Here is a 21579-nt window from a genome sequence, read left to right as displayed (position 1 = left end):
TGGGCATGGCGATGCATGGCGACCGCGACGACGAGCTGCGACTGTTCCAGACCGGTGACCACCCCTGTGGCTACTGGCCGGACCGGGCCGCGCGCGATCTGGTGCTCGACCCCAACGACCCGCGCCTGGGCAGCCTGTACCCGATGGCACTGAGCTGGGGCTTCCGCCGCTCCGGCGACCTGGTCTACCGGCCGCACTGTGCCCACTGCCATGCCTGCGTGTCGGTGCGCATCCCGGTGGCGCGGTTCGCCCCCGACCGCAGCCAGCGCCGCTGCCTGGCCCGCAACGCGGACCTGGAAGTGCGGATCGTGGCGGCCGAACAGACCGAGGAACAGTTCGCGCTGTACCACCGCTACCTCACCCATCGCCATGCCCAGGGCGGCATGGACGAGCACGGCCCGCACGAGTTCGACCAGTTCCTGATCGGGCAGTGGTCGCAGGGCCGCTTCATGGAGCTGCGCGCCCCCGGCGCTGGCGGCCAGCGCGGCGCCCTGATCGGGGTCGCGGTCACCGATGTCACCCCGCAGGGGCTGTCGGCGGTGTACACCTTCTTCGACCCCGACCACGCGCACCGCAGCCTGGGTACCTTCGCGATCCTGCAGCAGATCGCCTGGGCCCGCCGCGAGCAGCTGCCGCACCTGTACCTGGGCTACTGGATCCGCGACCACCGCAAGATGGACTACAAGCGCCGCTTCCGTCCGCTGGAGGCCTACGACGGCCGCCGCTGGCACGATTTCGACGATGACCTGGACGGCCGTTGACGCATCACTGACATCGGCTTGGGTGCAGAATAGGCGGATGAAAGCCCATCCCCTGATCCTTGCCCTGGCCCTGCTCTGCGGTGCCTGCGCGCAGACCCCGACCAAGACCGCCGCCATGCCGGACACCGCCTCCGCGCCGCTGCGCATCGCCACCTACAACACCTCGCTGTACAGCGACGAGACCGGCGGACTGATCGCCGAGCTTGAAGGCGACAGCGAACACGCGCGCAAGATCGCCGCGGTGCTGCAGCAGGTCCGCCCGGACCTGGTCCTGCTCAACGAGTTCGACTACGACGACGCGCATCGCGCCGCCGACCTGTTCCAGCAGCGTTACCTGGATACCGCCCAGCCCGGCGGCGGCGAACCGCTGCACTACGCCTACCGCTACCTGGCCCCGGTCAATACCGGCGTGCAGAGCGGGCTGGACCTGGACAACAACGGCCAGATCGGCGGCGACGGCCGCGCCCGCGGCAACGATGCCTGGGGCTACGGCCTGCACCCGGGCCAGTACGGCATGCTGGTGCTGTCGCGCTACCCGATCGATGAAAAAGCCGTGCGCAGCTTCCAGCTGCTCAAGTGGAGCAAGATGCCGGGGGCACTGCGCCCGATCGACCCGCGCAGCGGCAAATCGTTCTACAACGACCACGTGTGGTCGCAGCTGCGGCTGTCCTCCAAGTCGCATTGGGATGTGCCGGTGCGCACCCCGGGCGGCGTGGTCCACGCCCTGGTCTCGCACCCCACCCCGCCGGTGTTCGACGGCCCGGAGAAGCGCAATGCCGCGCGCAACCACGATGAGCTGCGGCTGTGGCAGGAATACCTGTCGGCCGGCAGCAAGCCGTGGCTGTGCGATGACCAGGGCACGTGCGGTGGGTTGCAGGCCGATGCGCGCTTCGTGATCCTGGGCGACCTCAACAATGACCCGGTCGACGGTGACGGCCGCCACGAGGCGATTGTCGAGCTGATCGAAAACGCCCGCGTGCTGCGCTACCCGACCCCGCGCAGCGTCGGCGCCGAACAGACCAGCCTGGCCTACGCCGAAAAGGGCATCGTGCGCCGCGGCGCACCGTTCCACGCCACCGGCGATTTCGGCCCGAAGTCCGGCACCATGCGGCTGGACTACGTGCTGCCCTCGGTTGGCTTCAGCTACATCGGCAGCGGCGTGTTCTGGCCGGACAACAGCAGCCCGGAAGCGAAGATCGCCGATGGCAGCGACCACCACCTGGTGTGGGTGGATGTGAAGTAAGGGCGTACCGACCCACGGTCGGTACCCACCGCGCGGCAGGCGACGACGGTGGGTCGTCGCCACACCCCTCAGCGCAGTTCGATGCCGATCGCTTCGGCCGCTTCGCGCGCGATCTTGCGCGCCTGCTCGATATCGTCGCCGCGCGCCAGGGTCACCCCCACGCGGCGATGACCGTGCACGCTGGGCTTGCCGAACAGGCGCAGCGCCGAATCCGGATGCACCAGCGCGGCGGCCACATTGCTGAAGAACGGCACGCCTTCGCCATGCGCCAGCATCGCGCACGACGCCGACGGACCACTCTGGCGGATCAGCGGAATCGGCAGCCCCAGGATCGCGCGTGCATGCAGCGCGAACTCGCTCAGTTCCTGCGACGCCAGCGTGACCAGGCCGGTGTCATGCGGGCGCGGCGACACTTCGCTGAACCACACCTCGTCGCCCTTCACGAACAGCTCCACCCCGAACAGCCCCCAGCCGCCGAGGTCGTCGGTGATCGCCTGCGAGATTTCTTCAGCACGTGCCAGCGCGCGCGCTGACATCGGCTGCGGCTGCCAGCTTTCGCGGTAGTCGCCGTCCTTCTGCCAGTGCCCGATCGGCGCACAGAACGAGGTGCCCGCCGCATGCCGCACGGTCAGCAGGGTGATCTCGTACTCGAAGTCGATGAAGCCCTCCACGATGCAGCGCCCGGCACCGGCGCGGCCGCCGGTCTGCGCGTATTCCCAGGCCGGGGCGATGTCGGCGTCGCTGCGCAGCGTGCTCTGGCCCTTGCCCGAGGAGGACATCACCGGCTTGACCACGCACGGCAGGCCGATCGCAGCCACGGCAGCGCGGTACTCGGCCTCGGTGTCCACGAAGCGGTACGCCGAGGTAGGCAGCCCCAGGGTCTCGGCGGCGAGCCGACGGATGCCTTCACGGTCCATGGTCAGGCGCGCGGCGCGCGCGGTCGGCACTACCCGCAGGCCGCTCTCCTGCTCCAACTGGACCAGGGTCTCGGTGTGGATCGCCTCGATCTCCGGCACCACCAGGTGCGGCTGCTCCTGCGCGATCAGTGCGCGCAACGCCATCGCATCGAGCATGTCGATCACGTGCGCGCGGTGCGCCACCTGCATCGCCGGGGCATCGGCATAGCGGTCGGCGGCGATCACCTCCACCCCCAGCCGCTGCAGCTCGATGGCGACCTCCTTGCCCAGTTCGCCCGAGCCCAGCAGCAGCACACGGGTGGCGGAAGGAGACAGCGGCGTACCGAGCGTGGTCATGGCGATTTCCGGGCATCAGGGGCGGGGAGGCATTTTAAGGCTTCCGGGACCGACACCGGGCGGCACTTGCGGTTTGATATCATTTTGATATCGTCAGCAAAACCACCCAAGGACGCCCTGCCATGAAAGAGAAGCCCATCCGCTCACTGTCCGGCCTGCCCCTGCTGCTGTTGGTGCTGGCCCTGCTCGGGCTGTCGGCGTGGCTGTTCATCGCAGGTGCTAACGCATCGCCGGTCGCCCCCGTGATGATGCTCGGCGGCGTCGCCCTGTCCGTGTTGGCCATGCTCAGCCTGACCGGCCTGTACACCGTGCAGCCCAACCAGGCCGTGGTGTTGAGCCTGTTCGGCAAGTACGTCGGTACGGTCAAGGACAACGGCCTGCGCTGGAACAACCCGTTCTTCGCCAAGCGCAAAGTCAGCCAGCGCGTGCGCAACTTTGAAAGCGGCAAGCTCAAGGTCAACGAACTGGACGGCAGCCCGATCGAGATCGCCGCCGTGATCGTGTGGCAGGTGGTGGATGCCTCCGAGGCCGTCTACAACGTGGACGACTACGAAAGCTTCGTGCACATCCAGTCCGAATCGGCACTGCGCGCGATGGCCACCAGCTACCCCTACGACCAGCACGAGGAGGGACAGCGTTCGCTGCGCAGCCATGCCAGTGAGATCTCCCAGCATCTCAAGGACGAGCTGGCCGAACGCCTGGCCGATGCCGGCGTGCAGGTGCTCGATGCACGCATCAGCCACCTCGCCTATGCGCCGGAAATCGCCCAGGCGATGCTGCAGCGCCAGCAGGCCAATGCGGTGATCGCCGCACGCACGCGCATCGTCGCTGGCGCCGTGGGCATGGTCGAAATGGCCCTGTCCGAGCTGCAGAAGAACGGCGTGGTGCAGTTGGACGAAGAGCGCAAGGCACACATGGTCAGCAACCTGCTCACCGTGCTGTGCTCGGACCGCGGCACCCAACCGGTGATCAACGCCGGCTCGCTGTATTGATCCGCACATGAGTGAGAAGAAAGCCTATCCGCTGCGCATCAACGCCGAGATCCTCACGGCCCTGCAGCGCTGGGCCGATGACGAACTGCGCAGCGCCAATGCGCAGATCGAGTACGTGCTGCGCGATGCACTGCGCAAGGCAGGACGCCTGCCGAAATCGGATGCCACCAAGGAGAGCAAGCCATGAGCACACGCTGGAGCCGCAGTTTTGTCGCACCGCTGGGTGCCGCAGTGTTGTTGTTTTCGCTGGGCATGACCGCCCTCGCCGCCACCCCGGAACAGACCGCCACCCAGTTGCTGGACAAACTGCAGGCGGGCAACGCCGATGCCGCCCAGGCCATGTTCACCGCCGGCATGGCCAAGGCCGTACCAGCCCCCACCCTGCAGGCAATCTGGCACTCGTTGGGCGAGTTGCGCAGTCGCGGCGAACCGCACGTGGCAGCCCAGCAGGACATGCAGATTGTGGTGCAGCGGCTGCAGTTCGCCCGCAGTGCGGTGGACGCACAGGTCGCGGTGAATGCCGAGGGGCGCATCGCCGGGCTGATCTTCAAGCCGGTCACCACGCCGGTGGCGGCACCGGTCCCGGCCGATGCCAGCTACCGCGAAATCGCCACCGAGGTGGCCAGCCCCAAGGGCAATCTGCCGGCCACCCTGGCCCTGCCCAACGGCAGCGGCCCCTTCCGTGCAGTGGTACTGGTGCATGGCTCGGGCCCGCAGGACCGCGACGAGACCATCGGCGGCAACCGGCCCTTCCTGGACGTCGCGCGCGGCCTGGCCGCACAGGGCATCGCCGTACTGCGCTACGACAAGCGCACGCTGGTTCGCCCGGAGGATTTCAAGGGTGACTTCAGCATGGATGACGAGACCACCGACGATGCGGTGGCGGCGGTAGCCACGCTCGCCAGCACCAGCGGTGTCGATCCTGCCCATGTCTACGTGATGGGCCACAGCCAGGGCGGCATGCTCGCCCCGCGCATTGCAGCCCGCTCGGGCAAGGTAGCCGGCGTGGTGTTGTGGGCGGCACCGGCACGCTCGTTGCTGACCCTGCTGCCGGAACAGAACCGCTACCTGTTCCTGCGCGATGGCAGCATCAGCGCCGAGGAGCAGGCCGCGCTGGATCGGCTGGACGCGCAGATCGCCGCCGCACGCGGCACCGCGACGGTAGCCGCCAAAGACCTGCCGCTCGGCCAGCCGGCGAGCTACTGGCGGGCATTCGACACGATCGACCCGGTGGCCGATGCAAAGGCGCTGCCGGTTCCGATTCTGCTGCTGCAGGGCGGACGCGATTTCCAGGTGGTGGATACCGACTGGCAGCTGTGGCAGCGCGGCTTGGCGCGTCAGCGCGCAGTCGGCTTCCATCACTATCCGGCGCTGAACCACCTGGGCATTCCCGGTGAGGGCCCCGGCTCGCTGCAGGAGTACGCCACGCCCGGCCATGTGCTGCCGCAGCTGATCGACGATGTCGCGCAGTGGATCAAGACGCTGCCATGACCGCGAAAACCCCAACGAGCATCGACTTCACCGTCGCACCGGCTTCGGTCTGGCGGCTGCTGTGGCTCTGGGTACCGATGCTGGGCATTGCGCTGCTGATCGTGGTCAGCACGGTGCAGTCCGCACAGCGCACGCCGCATGAGCTGGGCTTGACCGTGCCGTTCCTGCTGCTGGTGACCGCCGCGCTGAGCTGGGCGTTCTTCCGCCGCCGGATCCGCCTGGACGGGCGCACGCTGGACGTGCAATCCACCTTCTACCGCAAGCGGGTGGCGGTGCAGGACATGCAGCTGGAGCGTGCGCGGGTGGTGGACCTGAAGGCGCTGGCCGCGACGCCGCCTGCGGACTAAGCTGCACGCATGCGCACTGCCCCTGCCCTGCTGATCAACACCGCCGACATCGAGCTCTGGCCCGCCGGCCTGCTGCGTGCGCGCAGCAATGCCGACGCGCGCGCGCTGTCGCTGGCGCGCTGGGTGCTGCGGCGCAAACGCGATGGCCGCTACCTGGCGGTGGCCGGTACACAGGGCGTACTGCCACTGGTGCCGCGGCTGATGCGCGAGCCCGGCATCGAAGCCGCACTCGACGCGCTGGACCAGCAGCTGCTCGTTCGTGCGCGCGGTGTCGATGCCGACCACCTGCTGCCCCTGACCGGGTTGCAGCAGCGCCTGCAGCACCTGGGCATCGATGCCGATGCCTACGCGCGCACCACCGGGCTGGCACTGGAGGCCGAACCGGCCCAGCTGCAGTTGGCCGGCTTCGACCGTTTCCGGCGCCCCCTGTGGCTGCGCCGCCAGGCCGCCCGCGGCTGGCAGCGGCTGCGCCAACAGGCCGCGCGCGAGGGCGTGGCGCTGGATGCGATTTCCGGCTATCGCAGCCACGATTACCAGTTGGGCATCTTCGAGCGCAAGCGCGCCCGCGGGCTGCCGGTGGACGCGATCCTCAAGGTCAATGCCGCGCCGGGCTATAGCGAACACCACAGTGGTTTCGCGCTGGACATCGGCACACCCGGCGCGCCGCCGGCCGAAGAAAGCTTCGAGCAGACCGACGCATTCGCCTGGCTGCTCGGCAACGCTACAGCGTTCGGCTTCCAACTGAGCTACCCGCGCGACAACCCACACGGCATCGTCTACGAACCGTGGCACTGGTGCTGGCACCCGGCCGCGTAGTGCCGAGCCGTGCTCGGCGGCTTTCTGCTGGCGAGGCAAGGCCACCGATCGGCCGGAGAGGGCTGCCGAGCATGGCTCGGCACTACCGGATGGCTAGTCCTGCGAACGGTTGGTTTTTTCCTTGGCGTCCGCGCTGAAATCGGCGATCCGCCACAGGTACAAGCTGGCATAGGTCCGGTACGGTCCCCACTTCTCGCCGCGTTCGTGCAGCTGCTTCGGGGTCGGCATCGCCTCGGCCTTGTCCACGCGCTGGGCGCCCTTGCGGATGCCGAGGTCGTCGATGGGCAGGATGTCTGGACGGCCCAGCCGGAACATCAGCATCATCTCCACCGTCCAGCGGCCGATGCCACGGATCGGCACCAGCGCCTCGATGATCGCGTCGTGTTCCATCACCGACATCCGGCGCAGGTCCGGGATCTCCCCGGCGGCCTCGCGCCGGGCCAGGTCGCGCAGCGCCAGCGCCTTGTTGCCGGATACGCCGCAGGTGCGCAACGCGGCGTCATCGACGCGGCCCAGCGTCTCGGTATGCAGCCGTGCGCTGCCGATGGCCAGCTCGACGCGTCCCACGATCGTCGAGGCGGCCTTGCCGCTGAGCTGCTGGAACAGGATCGCGCGCGCCAGCGCATCGACCGGGTCGAACGACTTGCCCCACCCCGGCGGCGCCGCAATCGGCCCGAGCCGTTTCATCCACGCGCCCAACCGACGGTCACGCCGGGACAGCCAGGCATGCGCCGCGTCCACGTCGAATCCGCGCCGGAAGCGGGGCATCTCAGCGCCTCAACGCGTTCAAGCCGTACACCAGCCACCCGATCATCAGCGCGGTGCCGCCGACCGGGGCCAGGCCCGTGCTCAACTTCCACAACGCACCGGCCACCAGGCTGCCGGAGAACAGCAGCGTGCCCAGCAGCAGCACGTACAGGGCCAGCTTGCCCACGCTGTTCTGCTGGGTCGGGCCGAGCACGGCCAGGGCGACGCCGTGGCCGAAGGCGTACAGCGCCGCGGTAGTCACGTGCGACTGCGCCAGCGGATCGGCGATGCCGTGCGAGGCATAGGCCGACAAGCCTACGGCGGTGGCTGCAAGCAACCCGCCGAGGCAGGCCAGCAGCGAGGGTTTGCGTGCGCGTCGTTCCAGGTTGAGCATGCTTGCATCCTTCAGAAGGGGCCCCGCAGCCGGAGCCAAAAAAAAACGCGCCGCAGGAAGCGGCGCGTTTTCAGGTCGTGCGTTACATCACGGTAACCGTCGGTTTACTTGACGGCCCAGTAGATGTCGTAGGTCCCTTCCGGCGTGAACGACTTCTCCACACCGCCCTTCCAGGACTCGTACGGACGATCGATCACTTCATTGCCGCCGGTCACAGCCCACGCACGCAGTGCGTTGCGAGCCACGTCCAGGCCAGCCATGTGGCCGGTGTAGGCCGCGTGTGCCGAACGATGCGCAGCAACGTGCACGTACTTGACCGGGGTACCGTCGATCTTCACCGTCAGGGCGTCGGCCGAAGCAGCCTCGGCACCCTTCTTCTTGACCGGCTGGGCCACGTCGAAGGCGTACTTCTCGGCGCCGAAATCGGTGGTGATGATGCGGAACGGACCGGCGGCTTCGAGGTTGTTGGCCTCCATCACGCGCTTGATCCACTCCTGGTTGTCCTTGATGGACTTGGTGATGGTCTCTTCGCCACGGTCGACGTTACCGGCGGTGACGACCAGCAGGTCTTCAACCGGCACATCCACGATGCCCAGATCCACCAGCGGCGCTTCGGCGGTGCGGTAGTCGATGTTCGGCACGGTGGCCAGCATGTTGGCCATGCGCGACAGACCCAGCTTCAGGTCGTCACCGACGTGACGGCTGACGTACAGACCCGCGTAACGGCCAAACAGGTTGAAGCCGTACTTGATGCCGTAGTCCTGGGTGATCTTGACGTTGCGGCCACCCTTGCCGGTCGACTCAAGCGTGAAACTGGTGGTCTTGTCGTGGCCCTTGGTCGGGTCCTCGATTGCGATCGCCACGCGCTTGTTCGGCTCGGACTCGGTGATGACCCAGCTGCCCTGGCCCAGCGAACCGTCCTTGGACGAATAGTCCAGGCGGGCGCCGACGCCGGCGGCGGGGCCGGAGAGCTTCAGTTCAACGGCGGGATCGCGCAGCAAGAGCGGGTTCCAGTCCTTGAAGCGGCGCAGGCTGTTGACCGTGTCATACACGATCGTCATCTTGCGGTTGGTCTCGATGCTTTCAGAAATATGGCGCTCGCCCGGCAGACATACGCCAATGATGACGAACAGGCCAGCCACGATCCCCAAGGCGATCAGGAACTCGATAATACGGGTCATTCAGGAGTCTCCGGGGCCGATCCCACGGCCGGGTTGATTGAAGCGAAGCGCCAATCCTAGCAGGCTTCGCGGGTGTTGTTGATCAGGATTGGCGCACCGGTTTCCATGCCGGCAGCGGTTTTGCATAGACAAGGAGCGGAAAGATAACGCATCACGCGCGTCAGCACGCGGGGGATCGACAATATTTCTTTGCCGGATTCGGCCAGATGGCCTCCAACACCCCGCACATCCCTTGTCGCACAAGGGATTGCGCGCTTATTCAGATTATCGACAAAAGGCCCCCGGCGACGCTGCCAGCGGGGGCCGGAGGCGGTCTCAGACCAGTTGCAGCTCGAAGGCCTTCAGGACCGCGCGGGTGCGGTCGCGGACACCCAGCTTGGACAGGATGTTGGACACGTGGTTCTTGATCGTGCCCTCGGCCACGCCCAACGAGTTGGCGATCTCCTTGTTGGAGAAACCGCTGGCCATCAGGCGCAGGATCTCGGTCTCGCGATCGGTCAGCGGGTCGGGCCGGTCCAGGCTGACGAACTCGTTGCGCATGTGCTCCAGCCCGGACAGCAGGCGCTGGGTCACCGCCGGCTGCACCAGCGAGCCCCCGTCGGCCACGGTGCGGATCGCACCGACCAGCTGGTCCAGGGTCACATCTTTGAGCAGGTAACCCTTGGCCCCGGCCTTGAGCCCGGCCAGCACCAGCTGGTCGTCGTCGAAGGTGGTCAGGATGATGGTCGGCGGCAGCTGGCCCAGCCGGGACAGCATCTGCAGCGCTTCCAGCCCGGACATCACCGGCATGCGCATGTCCATCAGCACCACGTCCGGACGGACCTGGGGCACCACCTCCACCGCCTGGCGGCCATCGGCGGCCTCGGCGATCACCTCGATGCCGTCGTCAAGCGCCAGCAGCGAGCGGATCCCCTGCCGCACCAGGGTTTGGTCGTCGACCAGACAGACGCGAATCATCAACGCACTCCTTCAAGGACGGCACCCAGCATCAACACTGGCACACCGGGGACCGAGGCGCGCAGGCGGAAGCCCTGACCCCGGTGGGTTTCAATCTGCAATTCACCGCCACACTGCTGGAGGCGCTCACGCATGCCGCGCAGGCCATTGCCCACCACGATGCCTTCCGCGCCCACCCCGTCATCATGCGCCTGGATCACCACCTCGCCCTCGCTGTGGCGCCGCACCTGGATCCACAGATTACGCGCGTTGGCATGGCGGACGGCATTGGTGATGATCTCCTGGGTGCAGCGCAGCAGCACGTGCGCGCGCTCGGGATCCTCCACGTTGAGGGGGTTCTCGATATCCAGGTGGATGTTCAGCGACGGCACCTGCTGGGTCAGCGGGCGCAGCGCCGCGGCCAGGTCGATGGCGCCGCTGTCGCGGATCTGGCTGACCGCCTCGCGCACGTCGGTGAGCAGCAGCTTGGCCAGGGTATGGGCCTGGTGCACATGCTCCTGGGCCTGGCCTTCCGTCAGGTGCCCGGCCACTTCCAGGTTCAGGCTGAGCGCGGTGAGGTGGTGCCCGAGCAGGTCATGCAGCTCGCGCGAGATGCGGGTGCGCTCGTTGACCCGGGCGCTTTCGGCCAACAGCACGCGGGTGGCGCGCAGCTCGGTATTGAGCCGGCGCTGCTCTTCACGGGCGTCGGTCTGCTGGCGGGCGACCAGGCTGGTCACGAAGATGAACATGGAGAAGCCGCCGTACAGCAGCGACTGCATGATGGCCTCGAACAGCGGCATGTTGAGGATCAGGTAGTAGACCGGCAGCACCGCCAGCTGGCTCAGCAGCAGCCAGATCACCCCGCCGCGCACCGGCAGCATCCACGGGATGACCCCGGCGGCGACCATCATCAGGATGCTGCCCAGGCCCGAGCCGCTCAGATAGCTCACCCCCAGCGCCGAGGCGGTCAGCAGCACCAGCACCACCCGGTCATACCAGGCCGAATGGCCGCCGTCGCGCAGCCCGCGGGTCAGCCAGAAGTAGCCGGCACCGAAGGCCAGGTAGGCCGCAAACAGCCACAGCGACCAGCGGTCGATGCCATCGCCGCTGTGCCGCAGCAGTGACTCGTACTGGGAATAGACCACCGGCAAGCCGACCATGACCCAGGTGAACAGGCCGGCCAGTCGCAGAACTCGGGTTTGGCTTAGATATCCCAACATGCAGGCATCTTAGGCTGAACCTGCGCCCCTGCACCCGGACATAAGTCATGGGCCCGGGGGTGCCCGCGTCGGCCACCCATGCAATAATCCAGCGCAGGGCCCCTCGATGGGCCAACCGCGTTACCCCACGGAGTCACAATGTCGATTGTCATCCGCGACGTGCGCGAGCACGAGCTCGATTCCGTCCTGGCCCTGAACAACAACGCCGGTCTGGCCATCCTGCCGCTGGATGCCGCCCGCCTGCGTCTGTTCTACGAAACCGCTGAGTATTTCCGCGTCGCCGAGCGCGACGGCAACCTGGCCGGATTCCTGATCGGCTTTGGCAGCGACAGCCAGCACGACAGCAGCAACTTCGCCTGGTTCCAGCAGCAGCTGTCCAGCACATTCTTCTATATCGACCGCATCGTGGTCGCCAGCCGCCGTCGCGGCGGTGGCGTCGGCCGTGCGTTCTATGCCGATGCACAGAGCTATGCCGAGCTGCGCTACCCGCAGATGACCTGCGAGGTGTTCCTGGACCACGGCGCCGATGCGGCGCTGCTGTTCCATGGCAGCTTCGGCTTCCGCGAGGTGGGCCAGAACACGATGGAAAACGTCGACGTCCGCGCCAGCATGCTGCTCAAGGACCTGTGCAGTTATCAATGGGTGCACGACACCTACGGCGACGCGCTGCCGGACGTGCCCTGGGTGGGTCATCGTCGCGAGCCGCTGCGCGCGCATCGACCGACGGGGACCTGACGTGGCGGCGAACATGGATTTTGAACAGGCCGGTGAACTGAAGATCGGCCAGGTCGGCATTGCCAACCTGCGCATCCGCACCCTGGATGTCGAACGCCTCACCCGCGAAATGCACGACCGCGTGGCACGCGCACCGAAGCTGTTCGGGCGTGCTGCGGTGATCCTGGATTTCGGCGGCTTGAGCCAGATTCCCGATGCGGCCACCGCCCAGGCGCTGCTGGATGGCCTGCGCAGCGCCGGCGTGCTGCCGGTGGCACTGGCCTACGGCACCACCGAAACCGAGCGGCTGTCGCAGCAGCTCGGCCTGCCGCTGCTGGCCAAGTTCCGCGCCCAGTACGAGCGGGCCGAGGCCGAAGCGACGCATGCCGCGCCGCCTCCGCCCGCCCCTGCGCCGGCGCCGGAACCGACACGGCGTGCACGCGCCGCGGCGCCCGCTCCGGCAGCCGCGGCCGACCCGGCCAAGGCGCCGCAGCCGGGCCGCATGCAGACCAGCAACGTGCGTTCGGGCCAGCAGCTGTATGCCGAAAACTGCGACCTGACGGTCATGGCCACGGTCGGCGCCGGCGCTGAAGTGATCGCCGATGGCAGCATCCATATTTACGGTACGCTGCGGGGCCGTGCCCTGGCAGGTGCCCAAGGCAACACCACGGCGCGTATTTTCTGCCGTGATTTCCATGCTGAACTGGTCGCCATTGCCGGCCATTACAAGGTACTGGACGATGTCCCGGACACGCTGCGCGGCAAGGCCGTGCAGGTGTGGCTGGAGCAGGACCAGATCAAGATCGCTGCGCTGGACTGAGCCAGCACCCAATTTAAAGAATCAGGAGAAGTCCTTTGGCTGAAATCATCGTAGTCACCTCCGGCAAGGGCGGCGTCGGCAAGACCACCAGCAGCGCCAGCCTGGCATGCGGCCTGGCGCGGCGCGGCAAGAAGGTGGCCGTGATCGACTTCGACGTCGGCCTGCGCAACCTGGACCTGATCATGGGCTGCGAGCGCCGCGTGGTGTACGACTTCGTGAATGTCGTGCATGGCGAGGCCACGCTCAAGCAGTCCCTGATCAAGGACAAGCGCTTCGACAACCTGTACGTGCTGGCGGCTTCGCAGACGCGCGACAAGGATGCGCTGACCCAGGAAGGCGTGCGCAAGGTGCTGGACGACCTGGCCGCCGACGGTTTCGAATACATCATCTGCGACTCGCCGGCCGGCATCGAAAAGGGTGCGTTCCTGGCGATGTACTACGCCGACCGTGCCGTGGTGGTGGTGAACCCGGAAGTGTCCTCGGTACGCGATTCGGACCGCATCATCGGCCTGCTCGATTCCAAGACGCACAAGGCCGAGTCCGGCAAGGACGTCCCGGCGTTCCTGCTGCTGACGCGCTACAGCCCGGTGCGGGTGGAAAGCGGCGAGATGCTGAGCATCACCGACGTGGAAGAAGTGCTGGGCCTGAAGGCCATTGGCGTGGTGCCCGAATCGGGCGACGTGCTCAATGCGTCCAACAAGGGTGAACCGGTGATCCTGGACCCGGAATCGGCGGCGGGCCAGGCCTACGAAGATGCGGTGGGCCGCATCCTCGGCGAAGAGCGTCCGATGCGCTTCACCACCGTGGAGAAGAAAGGCTTCTTCAGCAAGCTGTTCGGAGGGTAAGCATGGGACTGTTCGATTTCCTGAACCGAAAGAAGACCACTGCCGAAACGGCCAAGAACCGCCTGCAGATCATCATCGCGCAGGAACGCAGCCACCGTGGCGGCCCGGACTATCTGCCGCTGCTGCAGCGTGAGTTGCTGGAAGTGATCAAGAAGTACGTCAACATTGACGCCGATGCGGTGCGGGTGGATCTGGTGAAGGACGGGGAGCACGATGTGCTCGATATTTCCGTCGCCTTGCCCGAAGGTCCGCAGCAGCCGTAATGAGCAGCGCCCCTTCCCTGCGCGGGAAGGGGCCGATGATGCAGACGCCATGACGCTCGCTGTTGCCGACGCCGAACCGCAGGTGACCCGCGTGGGTGACATTGCGTTCGAGGATGCCGCCACCCTGTTGGCGGCGCATGCGTTGCGCCTGCACCGGGTGGACGATGCCGCGCCGATTCCCGGCAGCTACTGGGGTGAACCGGAAGCGGGGATCATCGGCAGCGATGTGTACGTGCGCGATGACACGCCGGTGCATTCGATGCTGCACGAGGCCTGCCATCTGATCGTGTTGCCGCCGGAACGGCGTGCACTGGTGCATACCGACGCGACCGATTCGGTACCCGAAGAAGACGCCACCTGCTATCTGCAGATCGTGCTGGCCGGGCAATTGCCGGGCGTGGGAAGCGATCGCCTGATGCTGGATATGGATGCGTGGGGCTACACGTATCGACTGGGCTCAACGCGCGCCTGGTTCGAGCAGGATGCTGAAGACGCGAAAGCGTGGTTGGTCGAGCGTGGGTTGTTGGCTGCGTAGCGCGCGGCTGTTCTGTTGCTGCGTGCAGGGCGAGCACAGGCCACGCCCTGGCGGGGTTGGCCTTGCCACCCCGTGCCCACCCCAATAGCAATCGAAACGCTGCCGTTACGCTTTCTGAGCCTCACTGCCCGGCCATCGCCCGCAGGGTGATGCCGACGATGTAGGCCAGGTAGGTGCCTGTCGCGTAGCCCATCGTACCCAGCAGCACGCCGACCGGCGCCAGCGAGGGATGGAAGGCTGCCGCGACTACCGGTGCGGAGGCCGGGCCGCCGATGTTGGATTGCGAGCCGATCGCGAAGTAGAAGAACGGCACCTTCAACACCCGCGCCAGCGCCCACAGCAGCACGATGTGCACCGCGATCCAGATCAGGCCCAGTCCGAACAGCCACGGGCGGTCCAGCAAGGCCAGCAGGTCCATCTGCATGCCGATGCAGGCAATCAGGAAGTACAGCAGCAGCGAGCCGAGCTTTGAGGCACCTGCGCCTTCCAGACTGCGCGCGCGGGTGAAGCTGAGCAGCAGGCCGCAGGTGGTGGAGATCACCACCACCCACACGAACGGGGCGTCCAGGCTGAACTGCGCGGCCCAGGCGACATGGCCCTTGAACCAGGCCGATACCGGCCCGGCGATCGCATGGGCCAGGCCCACGGTACCGAAGGCCACCGCCACGATCAGCATCAGGTCGGTGAGGCTGGCCACGCGCTCGTGTTCGCTGCGGAACTTCTCGATGCGCAGCTTCAACTCGTCGATGCCGGAAGTATCGGCGCCACTGCGCGCATCGAGCTTGGCCGAACGCCCGGCCAGGAAGATCAGGGCCGCCATCCACACATAGCCCACGCCGACGTCGATCACCGCGAACTGGCCGAAAGTGGTGGCGTTGACATCAAATACTTCGCGCATCGCCAGCATGTTCGCGCCGCCGCCGATCCAGCTGCCGGCCAAGGCCGCCATGCCGGCCCAGGTATCACCGGCCACGGTTTCCGGGTGCAGCCACTTCATCACCTGAAATGCCACCACCGCGCCGAGCATGATGCTGAAGGACGCACCCAGGTACATCACGATCAGTTTCGGGCCCAGCCGCAGGATGCCCTTGATGTCCACCGCCAGGGTCAGCAGCACCAGCGCAGCCGGCAGCAGGATGTCGCGGGCGACCGGGTTGTACAGATGCGTATTCTGCCCGTCGATCAGACCGACGGTGTTGTAGATGCCGGGAATCAGATAGCACAGCAGCAATGCCGGCACGATGCTGTAGAAGCGTTTCCACATGCCCTGCTCGCGCGAGGCGGTCCAGAACACGGCCCCGAGGGTGGCGGCGATCAGGCCGAAGACGACGATGTCGTTCTGGATCAGGGGAGCGGAAGGCATGCGGGCGCTCAGGTAGAGCCGAGCCATGCTCGGCTGCTGTGACGGAAAGGGGTGCCGCGAAAAGCCGCCGAGCATGGCTCGGTGCTACCGAAAGAAAAGCGCCGCCCCGGAGGGCGGCGCTGCAGACCGGCTTATTCGCCGATGTGCTGTTTCAACCAGCCGTTGACGGTGTCGTGCCACTGCACGCTGTTCTGCGGCTTGAGCACCCAGTGGTTCTCATCCGGGAAATACAGGAACTTGGACTCGATGCCCTGGCGCTGCGCAGCGGTGAACGCGGCCAGACCCTGTTCGACCGGGATGCGGTAGTCGAGCTGGCCGTGGATGACCAGGATCGGCTTCTTCCAGCTGGAGACGTGGTTGACCGGGTTGAACTTCTCGAAGTTGGCGGCCTTGTCGTACGGCGTACCGCCCTGCTCCCACTCGGTGAACCACAGCTCTTCGGTGGCGTACCCCATCATGCGCTGGTCGAACACGCCGTCATGGTTGACCAGACACTTCCACGGCGTGTTCCAGTTGCCGGCGATCCAGTTGACCATGAAGCCGCCGTAGCTGGCACCCAGCGCGCAGGCCTTGTCGCCGTTGAGGAACGAATACTGCTTCTGCGCTGCGGCCCAGCCCTTCTGCAGGTCTTCCAGCGGGCGGTCGCCCCAGTGCTGGCTGATCGCATCGGTGAAGGCCTGGCCGTAACCGGTGGAGCCGTGGAAGTCGATCATCACCACCGCATAGCCCTGGCCGGCGTAAGTCTGCGGATTCCAGCGGTAGCTCCAGCCATTGCCGAAGCTGCCCTGCGGGCCGCCGTGGATCAGGAACGCCACCGGGTAGGTCTTGCCTTCCTGGTAGTTGTACGGCTTGACCACGTAGCCGTGCACGGTCTCGTTGTTCCAGCCCTTGAACTGGAACTGCTCGTAATCACCGAAGGCCACATCGGGCAGCATCTGCGCTGCGCTCGGGGTGATTTCGCGCGGATGCGCACCGTCGAACGCGGACACGATGATCTGGTCGCCGCTCTTGAGGCTGTTCTGGGTGTAGGCCAGGGTGGTGCCGGCCAGCGTCGGCGAACCGATGCTGCCACCTTCGGCGATCACGGCGGCATCGCCGTTGGCGATGTCGATCAGGAACAGGCGATGCTCGCCCATCTCATCGGCGGTGGTGTAGATGCCCTTGCCATCACCGGAGAGCACGATCTCGCCGGCCGAACGGTCCCACTTCGGTGCGATTTCACGCGTCTTGCCCGAAGCCAGGTCCATTTCCATCAGGGCAAAACGGTCGGCTTCGAAACCCGGGCGCTTCATCGCGCGGTAGTACAGGGTCTTGCCGTCTTCGCTGAACACCGGGCCGGCATCCCAGGCCGGGTTGGCCGCAGTCAGATTGCGCGGCGCCTGCTTGCCCTCGGCATCGAGCTGGTACAGGTCGAAGTTGGTGGACCACGGCTCCTGCTTGCCGGCCACGCGGACCGCGGCAACCACGGTCTTGCCATCCGGCGACCAGGCGAAATCGTCATTGCCACCGAACGGCTTGGACGGCGCATCGCCGGCCAGGGTGGCACTGATCGCCGAGGCGCCCTTCACCGCCGCAGCCTTGGCCGCCGGCAGCGGGGCCACGAACAGGGTGTTGCGGCGGCCGTCGTTCCAGGTGTCCCAATGGCGCACGAACAGGCTGTCGAACACCTCACCGGTATTCTTGCGCGCCTTGTGTGCATCCAGCTTCTTGCTGGTGCAGGCCAGGTCCGAACCGCAGTCCTGGAACACGCCGCTGCTGAAAGCCACGCGGTCGCCCTGCGGGGAGACGTGGAAGCTGTCTACATCGACCGGGAAATCGGTCAGCTGGCGCGGGGTGCCACCGGCCACCGGCATGGCGTACAGCTGCTGGCTGCCGCCCTTGGCGCTGAGGAAGTAGACGGTGCCGCCATCGGCCGACAGCGCAGCCGAATTGACGTTCCAGCCAGCCGGGGTGAGCGGCTTGGGCGGGCCCAGGTCGCGGGTGAGCAGGTTGCGGATGAACAGGCCGGTGCTGGCCTTGCTGTCGCTGGCGACCACGCGCTTGGCGAAGATCACGTTGCTGCCATCGGCGGTCAGCAGCGGGGCCGAGACCCGATCCAGCGCGACCATGTCGCGCACATCCAGGCCACGCGTGGCGGCCAGCGACGGCAGCGCGGTCAGCAGGCACAACGGCAGCAGGGCGTAACGAAGTTTCATCGGGGTCTCCGCAGGACGGCAAAACGCCGATGGTAGGGCCGGAGGGGCCGCCCATGCAAAGGCCATCGGTCATGCCGATGCCCTTGCCACCTTCAGAAACAACAAACCCCGCCGGAGCGGGGTTTGCCTTGAAACCGGTCGAGGTTGGTTAGACCGAACCGACGGCGCGCTTGCCGGTGCGGTAGATCAACCAGCCCACCACGAACAGTACGGCCAGGCCGATCCAGTTGGCGGCCGGCAGCGTGAAGGGCACGGCCAGCACGTCGGCATGCCCACTGACCACGATCGGAATCGCGATGGCGATGCCCATCAGGGCCTCACCGGTGATCAGGCCTGCGGCGAACAGCACGCCCGGCTTGTGCACGCGGTCGCGGCCTTCTTCGTCACCGGCACGCACCTTGTGGAAGCGCTCGACCAGGTAGGAGATCAGGCCGCCCAGGAAGATCGGCACCATCAGTTCCAGCGGCAGGTAGATACCGATCGCAGCGGCCAGCACCGGCACGCGGAACCGGGAGTTGCGCGACTTCAGCCAGCCGTCGAAAGCGATGATCAGCGCGCCAACCAGCGCACCGATGCCGATGAAGGTCCACGGCAACTGGCCACCGAACAGGCCCTTGGCCACCGACGCCATCAGATTGGCCTGCGGCGCGGCCAGTGCATTGGGATGCGCGGCAGTGGGGGCACCGATGCCGTACGCGGTCGCCAGCAGGTTCAACACCGGGGCCATGATCAGTGCGCACGAGAACGCACCGATGCCCAGCATCAGCTGCTGCTTCCACGGCGTGGCGCCAACGATGTAGCCCGCCTTGAGGTCCTGCAGGTTGTCCCCGCCGACAGCGGCCGCGCAACACACCACCGCCCCGATCATGATCGCGGCGACCGCGCCCAGCGGCGCACCGCCGATGCCGACCGGGGTCAGGCCATCCTTGCCCAGCAACAGCACCAGCACCGCCGAGGCGAACAGGATGGTGGAGATGGTGATGCCCGAGACCGGGTTGTTCGACGAGCCGATCAGGCCGGCCAGATAGGCCGACACGGACACGAACAGGAAGCCGGCGACGATCATGATGATGGTCATCGGAATCGACACATGCCACTGGCCGACAATGGCCTGGTACAGCGCCAGCAACGGCAGGGTGAACACCACCAGCGCCACCAGCATCCACTTCATCGGCAGGTCGCGCTCGGTCTCGGCCAAGGCCGGGCCACCGCTCTTGCGGGCTGCGGCGAAGCCGCTCTTGACGCCACTGAGCAGCGACTTGCGCAGCGAAATCAGGGTCCAGACGCCACCGATCAGCATCGCGCCGACGCCCAGGTAGCGGATCTTCGCACTCCAGATCGCAAACGCGGCGTCGGCCGAGGAGGCCGTGGCGATCGAGGCCGCCAGGGCCGGGTCGCTGCTGGTGAAGAACGCCTGGTACAGCGGAATGGCGATGTGCCAGGACAGGATCGAGCCGGACACCACCACGATGCCCACATTCAGGCCGACGATATAGCCCACGCCCAGCAGCGCCGGCGACAGGTTGGTGCCGATGAAGGCGGTGATCTTGGAACTGCCGACGTAGGCCGACTGTGCCCAGGCGTCCGGGATCAGGCGCATGCCGCTGGCGGCGGCGACCTTGACGAAGGCACCGATCACGGCAGACACGGCCAGAATCTTCAGGCCCGGGCCGGGGTTTTCACCGGCCTTGAGCACTTCGGCGGCCGCCTTGCCTTCCGGGAACGGCAGCGGATCTTCAACGATCATCGAGCGACGCAGCGGTACCGAGAACAGCACGCCAAGCAGGCCACCCAGACCGGCGATGCCAAGCACCCACCAGTACTTGAAGTCCGGCCAGTAGCCCATGATCACCAGCGCCGGGATGGTGAAGATCACACCGGCGGCAATCGACGAGCCGGCCGAAGCGCCGGTCTGGACGATGTTGTTTTCCAGGATGGTGCCGCCGCCGAGCAGGCGCAGCACCCCCATGGAAATGACCGCGGCCGGGATGGCCGTGGCGATGGTCAGGCCTGCGAACAGACCCAGGTAGGCGTTGGCGGCCGACAGCACCACTGCCAGCACGATGGCAAGCACCACCGCGCGGAAAGTGAGCTGGCGTGGCGCAGCGTCGTTGTTCATGAAAGCCCCTGCTGGCAAAAAATCCCTTTCACGCTAGCGGGCCTGTCCGGGCAAGTCCAGTGCAGGTAGTGCGGGGTGCCGGTACGGCCCCCTCGCAATTGTTATGTTATATCCTGTCACGCCACCGACCGGACTGCCCGTGGCCCCTGCTGCCCCACGCCTGACCTCCATCGACCAGCTGCGCGGCACGGTGATCGTGCTGATGCTGCTCGACCACGTGCGCGAGACTTTCTACCTGCACCAGCAGGTAGGCGACCCGATGGCGGTCGATACGGTCGAGCCGGCCCTGTTCGTGAGCCGCCTGCTGGCCCACCTGTGCGCCCCGGTATTCGTGCTGCTCACCGGCTTGTCGGCGTGGCTGTATGCCAGCGGCCGGGCCGATGGCCGCCGTGCCGCCTCGGCCTTCCTGCTCAAGCGCGGGCTGTTCCTGGTGCTGCTGGAAGTGCTGGTGGTCAACGTCGCCTGGACCCTGCGGTTCCCACCCAGCGTGATCTACCTGCAGGTGATCTGGGCGATCGGGCTCAGCATGATCGCGCTGGCCGCACTGCTATGGCTGCCGCGCCCGCTGCTGGCGGCGCTGGCACTGCTGCTGATTGCCGGGCACAACCTGCTCGACGGCCTCCACGTACAGGGCGATGGTTTCTGGCCGGTACTGTGGAAAGTGCTGCACCAGCGCGACTGGATCGAACTCGGCTCAGACCTGCGGCTACGCACGTCCTACCCCGTACTCCCGTGGATCGGCGTGATCGCCTTGGGCTGGGTGATCGGCCCGTGGTTCGCACGCGGCGGCGATGCCGCGTTGCGCCAGCGCCGGTTGCTGTGGGCCGGCAGCGGCGCCCTGCTCGGCTTCGGGCTGCTGCGTGCGCTCAACGCCTACGGCGACCGCCCGTGGCAGGCCCTGGACAGCGCCGGACACACCTTGATGAGCATCTTCAACGTCACCAAGTACCCGCCCTCGCTGCTGTTCGTACTGCTCACCCTCGGCATCGGCCTGCTGTTGCTGCGCCTGTACGAGCAGCCGCGGATCGCCCGCGCCCTGGCCCCGCTGGCCACCATCGGCGCGGCCCCGATGTTCTTCTACCTGCTGCACCTGTACGTGCTGAAGCTGCTGTACGTACTGGCAGTGGCCAGGTGGGGAACGACGCACGGCGACTACTTCGCCGTGGACCACGTGGCCAGCTTGTGGGCCATCACCGCCCTGTTGGCACTGGCGCTGTACTGGCCCACCCGCGCCTTTGCCCGCCTCAAGGCACGCCGACGCGACCTCGCCTGGCTGCGCTACCTGTAAACCGGTTGCCGACGACGCGCCTCCGGCCACCACGACCGGCACGGCCACCCTGCGGC

The 21579-nt window shown here is 66.8% G+C and carries 22 protein-coding genes; 13 read left to right on the top strand and 9 right to left on the bottom strand.

Features of this window, described 5'->3' with window-relative positions; all coding sequences use genetic code 11:
• The first annotated feature begins 5 nt into the window (after positions 1-5).
• Both AC3IPM_RS05515 and AC3IPM_RS05510 read left to right on the top strand, forming a co-directional pair.
• On the top strand, positions 6-761 hold the full coding sequence (locus AC3IPM_RS05515) for an arginyltransferase (RefSeq protein ID WP_489302950.1): 756 nt from the start codon (positions 6-8) through the stop codon (positions 759-761).
• Between the two features lie 37 nt (positions 762-798).
• Positions 799-2004, top strand: a complete 1206-nt coding sequence (locus tag AC3IPM_RS05510; RefSeq protein ID WP_489302949.1) for an endonuclease/exonuclease/phosphatase family protein — start codon at positions 799-801, stop codon at positions 2002-2004.
• A gap of 68 nt (positions 2005-2072) precedes the next feature.
• On the opposite strand, the gene purT is transcribed toward AC3IPM_RS05510, so the two are convergent.
• Positions 2073-3257 (bottom strand): formate-dependent phosphoribosylglycinamide formyltransferase, encoded by a 1185-nt coding sequence (purT, locus tag AC3IPM_RS05505; RefSeq protein WP_489302948.1) that lies wholly within the window; start codon positions 3255-3257, stop codon positions 2073-2075.
• Positions 3258-3379: 122 nt separating this feature from the next.
• Between purT and AC3IPM_RS05500 the strand changes: the two genes are divergently transcribed.
• Genes AC3IPM_RS05500 through AC3IPM_RS05480 form a run of 5 tightly spaced genes read left to right on the top strand, consistent with a single transcriptional unit; the run spans position 3380 to position 6903 of the window.
• Positions 3380-4249: an SPFH domain-containing protein gene (locus AC3IPM_RS05500; RefSeq protein WP_489302947.1), complete on the top strand. Its 870-nt coding sequence runs from the start codon at positions 3380-3382 to the stop codon at positions 4247-4249.
• 7 nt (positions 4250-4256) lie between these two features.
• Positions 4257-4436 (top strand): type II toxin-antitoxin system antitoxin, encoded by a 180-nt coding sequence (locus AC3IPM_RS05495; protein ID WP_489302946.1) that lies wholly within the window; start codon positions 4257-4259, stop codon positions 4434-4436.
• Positions 4433-5740 carry an alpha/beta hydrolase gene (locus AC3IPM_RS05490; protein ID WP_489302945.1) on the top strand — a complete coding sequence of 436 codons (1308 nt, stop codon included), beginning with the start codon at positions 4433-4435 and terminating at the stop codon, positions 5738-5740. The genes AC3IPM_RS05495 and AC3IPM_RS05490 overlap by 4 nt, the downstream gene beginning before the upstream one ends.
• On the top strand, positions 5737-6087 hold the full coding sequence (locus tag AC3IPM_RS05485; protein ID WP_489302944.1) for a hypothetical protein: 351 nt from the start codon (positions 5737-5739) through the stop codon (positions 6085-6087). Before AC3IPM_RS05490 ends, AC3IPM_RS05485 begins: the two co-directional genes overlap by 4 nt.
• Before the next feature lie 9 nt (positions 6088-6096).
• A complete protein-coding gene (locus AC3IPM_RS05480; RefSeq protein WP_489302943.1) occupies positions 6097-6903 on the top strand; it encodes a M15 family metallopeptidase in 807 nt (268 codons plus the stop codon).
• 93 nt (positions 6904-6996) lie between these two features.
• On the opposite strand, the gene AC3IPM_RS05475 is transcribed toward AC3IPM_RS05480, so the two are convergent.
• From AC3IPM_RS05475 to AC3IPM_RS05455, 5 genes are all read right to left on the bottom strand, one after another.
• A complete protein-coding gene (locus tag AC3IPM_RS05475) occupies positions 6997-7671 on the bottom strand; it encodes a DNA-3-methyladenine glycosylase family protein (RefSeq protein WP_489302941.1) in 675 nt (224 codons plus the stop codon).
• A 1-nt stretch (position 7672) separates the two neighbouring features.
• Positions 7673-8044, bottom strand: coding sequence for a DUF423 domain-containing protein (locus AC3IPM_RS05470; RefSeq protein ID WP_489302940.1), 372 nt, complete (start codon positions 8042-8044; stop codon positions 7673-7675).
• Between the two features lie 104 nt (positions 8045-8148).
• On the bottom strand, positions 8149-9225 hold the full coding sequence (locus tag AC3IPM_RS05465; RefSeq protein ID WP_489302938.1) for a polyketide cyclase: 1077 nt from the start codon (positions 9223-9225) through the stop codon (positions 8149-8151).
• 315 nt (positions 9226-9540) lie between these two features.
• Entirely contained in the window at positions 9541-10182 is a 642-nt protein-coding gene (locus tag AC3IPM_RS05460) for a response regulator (RefSeq protein WP_489302936.1), read from the bottom strand.
• Complete coding sequence (locus tag AC3IPM_RS05455; RefSeq protein WP_489302934.1) at positions 10182-11381, bottom strand: sensor histidine kinase; 1200 nt, start codon at positions 11379-11381, stop codon at positions 10182-10184. Before AC3IPM_RS05455 ends, AC3IPM_RS05460 begins: the two co-directional genes overlap by 1 nt.
• Positions 11382-11519: 138 nt before the next feature.
• On the opposite strand from AC3IPM_RS05455, the gene AC3IPM_RS05450 reads away from it, so the two are divergent.
• From AC3IPM_RS05450 to AC3IPM_RS05430, 5 genes are read left to right on the top strand one after another with little or no spacing between them, the layout of a single operon-like run.
• Positions 11520-12116, top strand: a complete 597-nt coding sequence (locus tag AC3IPM_RS05450; RefSeq protein ID WP_489302932.1) for a GNAT family N-acetyltransferase — start codon at positions 11520-11522, stop codon at positions 12114-12116.
• A 13-nt stretch (positions 12117-12129) separates the two neighbouring features.
• The gene (gene minC, locus AC3IPM_RS05445) at positions 12130-12915 is read left to right on the top strand and encodes a septum site-determining protein MinC (protein WP_489302931.1); all 786 of its coding nucleotides are present in this window, start codon (positions 12130-12132) and stop codon (positions 12913-12915) included.
• Between the two features lie 35 nt (positions 12916-12950).
• Positions 12951-13760 carry a septum site-determining protein MinD gene (gene minD, locus AC3IPM_RS05440; RefSeq protein ID WP_489302930.1) on the top strand — a complete coding sequence of 270 codons (810 nt, stop codon included), beginning with the start codon at positions 12951-12953 and terminating at the stop codon, positions 13758-13760.
• Positions 13761-13762: 2 nt separating this feature from the next.
• Entirely contained in the window at positions 13763-14023 is a 261-nt protein-coding gene (gene minE / locus AC3IPM_RS05435; RefSeq protein WP_228886285.1) for a cell division topological specificity factor MinE, read from the top strand.
• Positions 14024-14072: 49 nt separating this feature from the next.
• Positions 14073-14558 carry a hypothetical protein gene (locus AC3IPM_RS05430; protein ID WP_489302929.1) on the top strand — a complete coding sequence of 162 codons (486 nt, stop codon included), beginning with the start codon at positions 14073-14075 and terminating at the stop codon, positions 14556-14558.
• Positions 14559-14679: 121 nt separating this feature from the next.
• Here AC3IPM_RS05430 and AC3IPM_RS05425 read toward each other — a convergent pair whose 3' ends face one another.
• The 3 genes from AC3IPM_RS05425 to AC3IPM_RS05415 form a co-directional block, all read right to left on the bottom strand.
• Positions 14680-15921, bottom strand: a complete 1242-nt coding sequence (locus AC3IPM_RS05425) for a DUF819 family protein (protein ID WP_489302928.1) — start codon at positions 15919-15921, stop codon at positions 14680-14682.
• Between the two features lie 131 nt (positions 15922-16052).
• The gene (locus AC3IPM_RS05420) at positions 16053-18116 is read right to left on the bottom strand and encodes a dipeptidyl-peptidase 5 (protein WP_489302926.1); all 2064 of its coding nucleotides are present in this window, start codon (positions 18114-18116) and stop codon (positions 16053-16055) included.
• Positions 18117-18264: 148 nt separating this feature from the next.
• Positions 18265-20235: an OPT family oligopeptide transporter gene (locus AC3IPM_RS05415; protein ID WP_489302925.1), complete on the bottom strand. Its 1971-nt coding sequence runs from the start codon at positions 20233-20235 to the stop codon at positions 18265-18267.
• A gap of 103 nt (positions 20236-20338) precedes the next feature.
• On the opposite strand from AC3IPM_RS05415, the gene AC3IPM_RS05410 reads away from it, so the two are divergent.
• A complete protein-coding gene (locus AC3IPM_RS05410) occupies positions 20339-21523 on the top strand; it encodes an acetyltransferase domain-containing protein (RefSeq protein ID WP_489302924.1) in 1185 nt (394 codons plus the stop codon).
• Positions 21524-21579: the final 56 nt, after the last annotated feature.

It is taken from the genome of Stenotrophomonas sp. GL_111, assembly GCF_057835245.1.
This window is presented reverse-complemented; position numbering and strand designations above follow the sequence as displayed.

Coding starts and splice junctions, on each gene's coding strand:
- AC3IPM_RS05515 (WP_489302950.1), top strand. CDS start 6: ATGGCGATGCATGGCGACCGCGACGACGAGCTGCGACTGTTCCAGACC.
- AC3IPM_RS05510 (WP_489302949.1), top strand. CDS start 799: ATGAAAGCCCATCCCCTGATCCTTGCCCTGGCCCTGCTCTGCGGTGCC.
- purT (WP_489302948.1), bottom strand. CDS start 3,257: ATGACCACGCTCGGTACGCCGCTGTCTCCTTCCGCCACCCGTGTGCTG.
- AC3IPM_RS05500 (WP_489302947.1), top strand. CDS start 3,380: ATGAAAGAGAAGCCCATCCGCTCACTGTCCGGCCTGCCCCTGCTGCTG.
- AC3IPM_RS05495 (WP_489302946.1), top strand. CDS start 4,257: ATGAGTGAGAAGAAAGCCTATCCGCTGCGCATCAACGCCGAGATCCTC.
- AC3IPM_RS05490 (WP_489302945.1), top strand. CDS start 4,433: ATGAGCACACGCTGGAGCCGCAGTTTTGTCGCACCGCTGGGTGCCGCA.
- AC3IPM_RS05485 (WP_489302944.1), top strand. CDS start 5,737: ATGACCGCGAAAACCCCAACGAGCATCGACTTCACCGTCGCACCGGCT.
- AC3IPM_RS05480 (WP_489302943.1), top strand. CDS start 6,097: ATGCGCACTGCCCCTGCCCTGCTGATCAACACCGCCGACATCGAGCTC.
- AC3IPM_RS05475 (WP_489302941.1), bottom strand. CDS start 7,671: ATGCCCCGCTTCCGGCGCGGATTCGACGTGGACGCGGCGCATGCCTGG.
- AC3IPM_RS05470 (WP_489302940.1), bottom strand. CDS start 8,044: ATGCTCAACCTGGAACGACGCGCACGCAAACCCTCGCTGCTGGCCTGC.
- AC3IPM_RS05465 (WP_489302938.1), bottom strand. CDS start 9,225: ATGACCCGTATTATCGAGTTCCTGATCGCCTTGGGGATCGTGGCTGGC.
- AC3IPM_RS05460 (WP_489302936.1), bottom strand. CDS start 10,182: ATGATTCGCGTCTGTCTGGTCGACGACCAAACCCTGGTGCGGCAGGGG.
- AC3IPM_RS05455 (WP_489302934.1), bottom strand. CDS start 11,381: ATGTTGGGATATCTAAGCCAAACCCGAGTTCTGCGACTGGCCGGCCTG.
- AC3IPM_RS05450 (WP_489302932.1), top strand. CDS start 11,520: ATGTCGATTGTCATCCGCGACGTGCGCGAGCACGAGCTCGATTCCGTC.
- minC (WP_489302931.1), top strand. CDS start 12,130: ATGGATTTTGAACAGGCCGGTGAACTGAAGATCGGCCAGGTCGGCATT.
- minE (WP_228886285.1), top strand. CDS start 13,763: ATGGGACTGTTCGATTTCCTGAACCGAAAGAAGACCACTGCCGAAACG.
- AC3IPM_RS05430 (WP_489302929.1), top strand. CDS start 14,073: ATGACGCTCGCTGTTGCCGACGCCGAACCGCAGGTGACCCGCGTGGGT.
- AC3IPM_RS05425 (WP_489302928.1), bottom strand. CDS start 15,921: ATGCCTTCCGCTCCCCTGATCCAGAACGACATCGTCGTCTTCGGCCTG.
- AC3IPM_RS05420 (WP_489302926.1), bottom strand. CDS start 18,116: ATGAAACTTCGTTACGCCCTGCTGCCGTTGTGCCTGCTGACCGCGCTG.
- AC3IPM_RS05415 (WP_489302925.1), bottom strand. CDS start 20,235: ATGAACAACGACGCTGCGCCACGCCAGCTCACTTTCCGCGCGGTGGTG.
- AC3IPM_RS05410 (WP_489302924.1), top strand. CDS start 20,339: ATGTTATATCCTGTCACGCCACCGACCGGACTGCCCGTGGCCCCTGCT.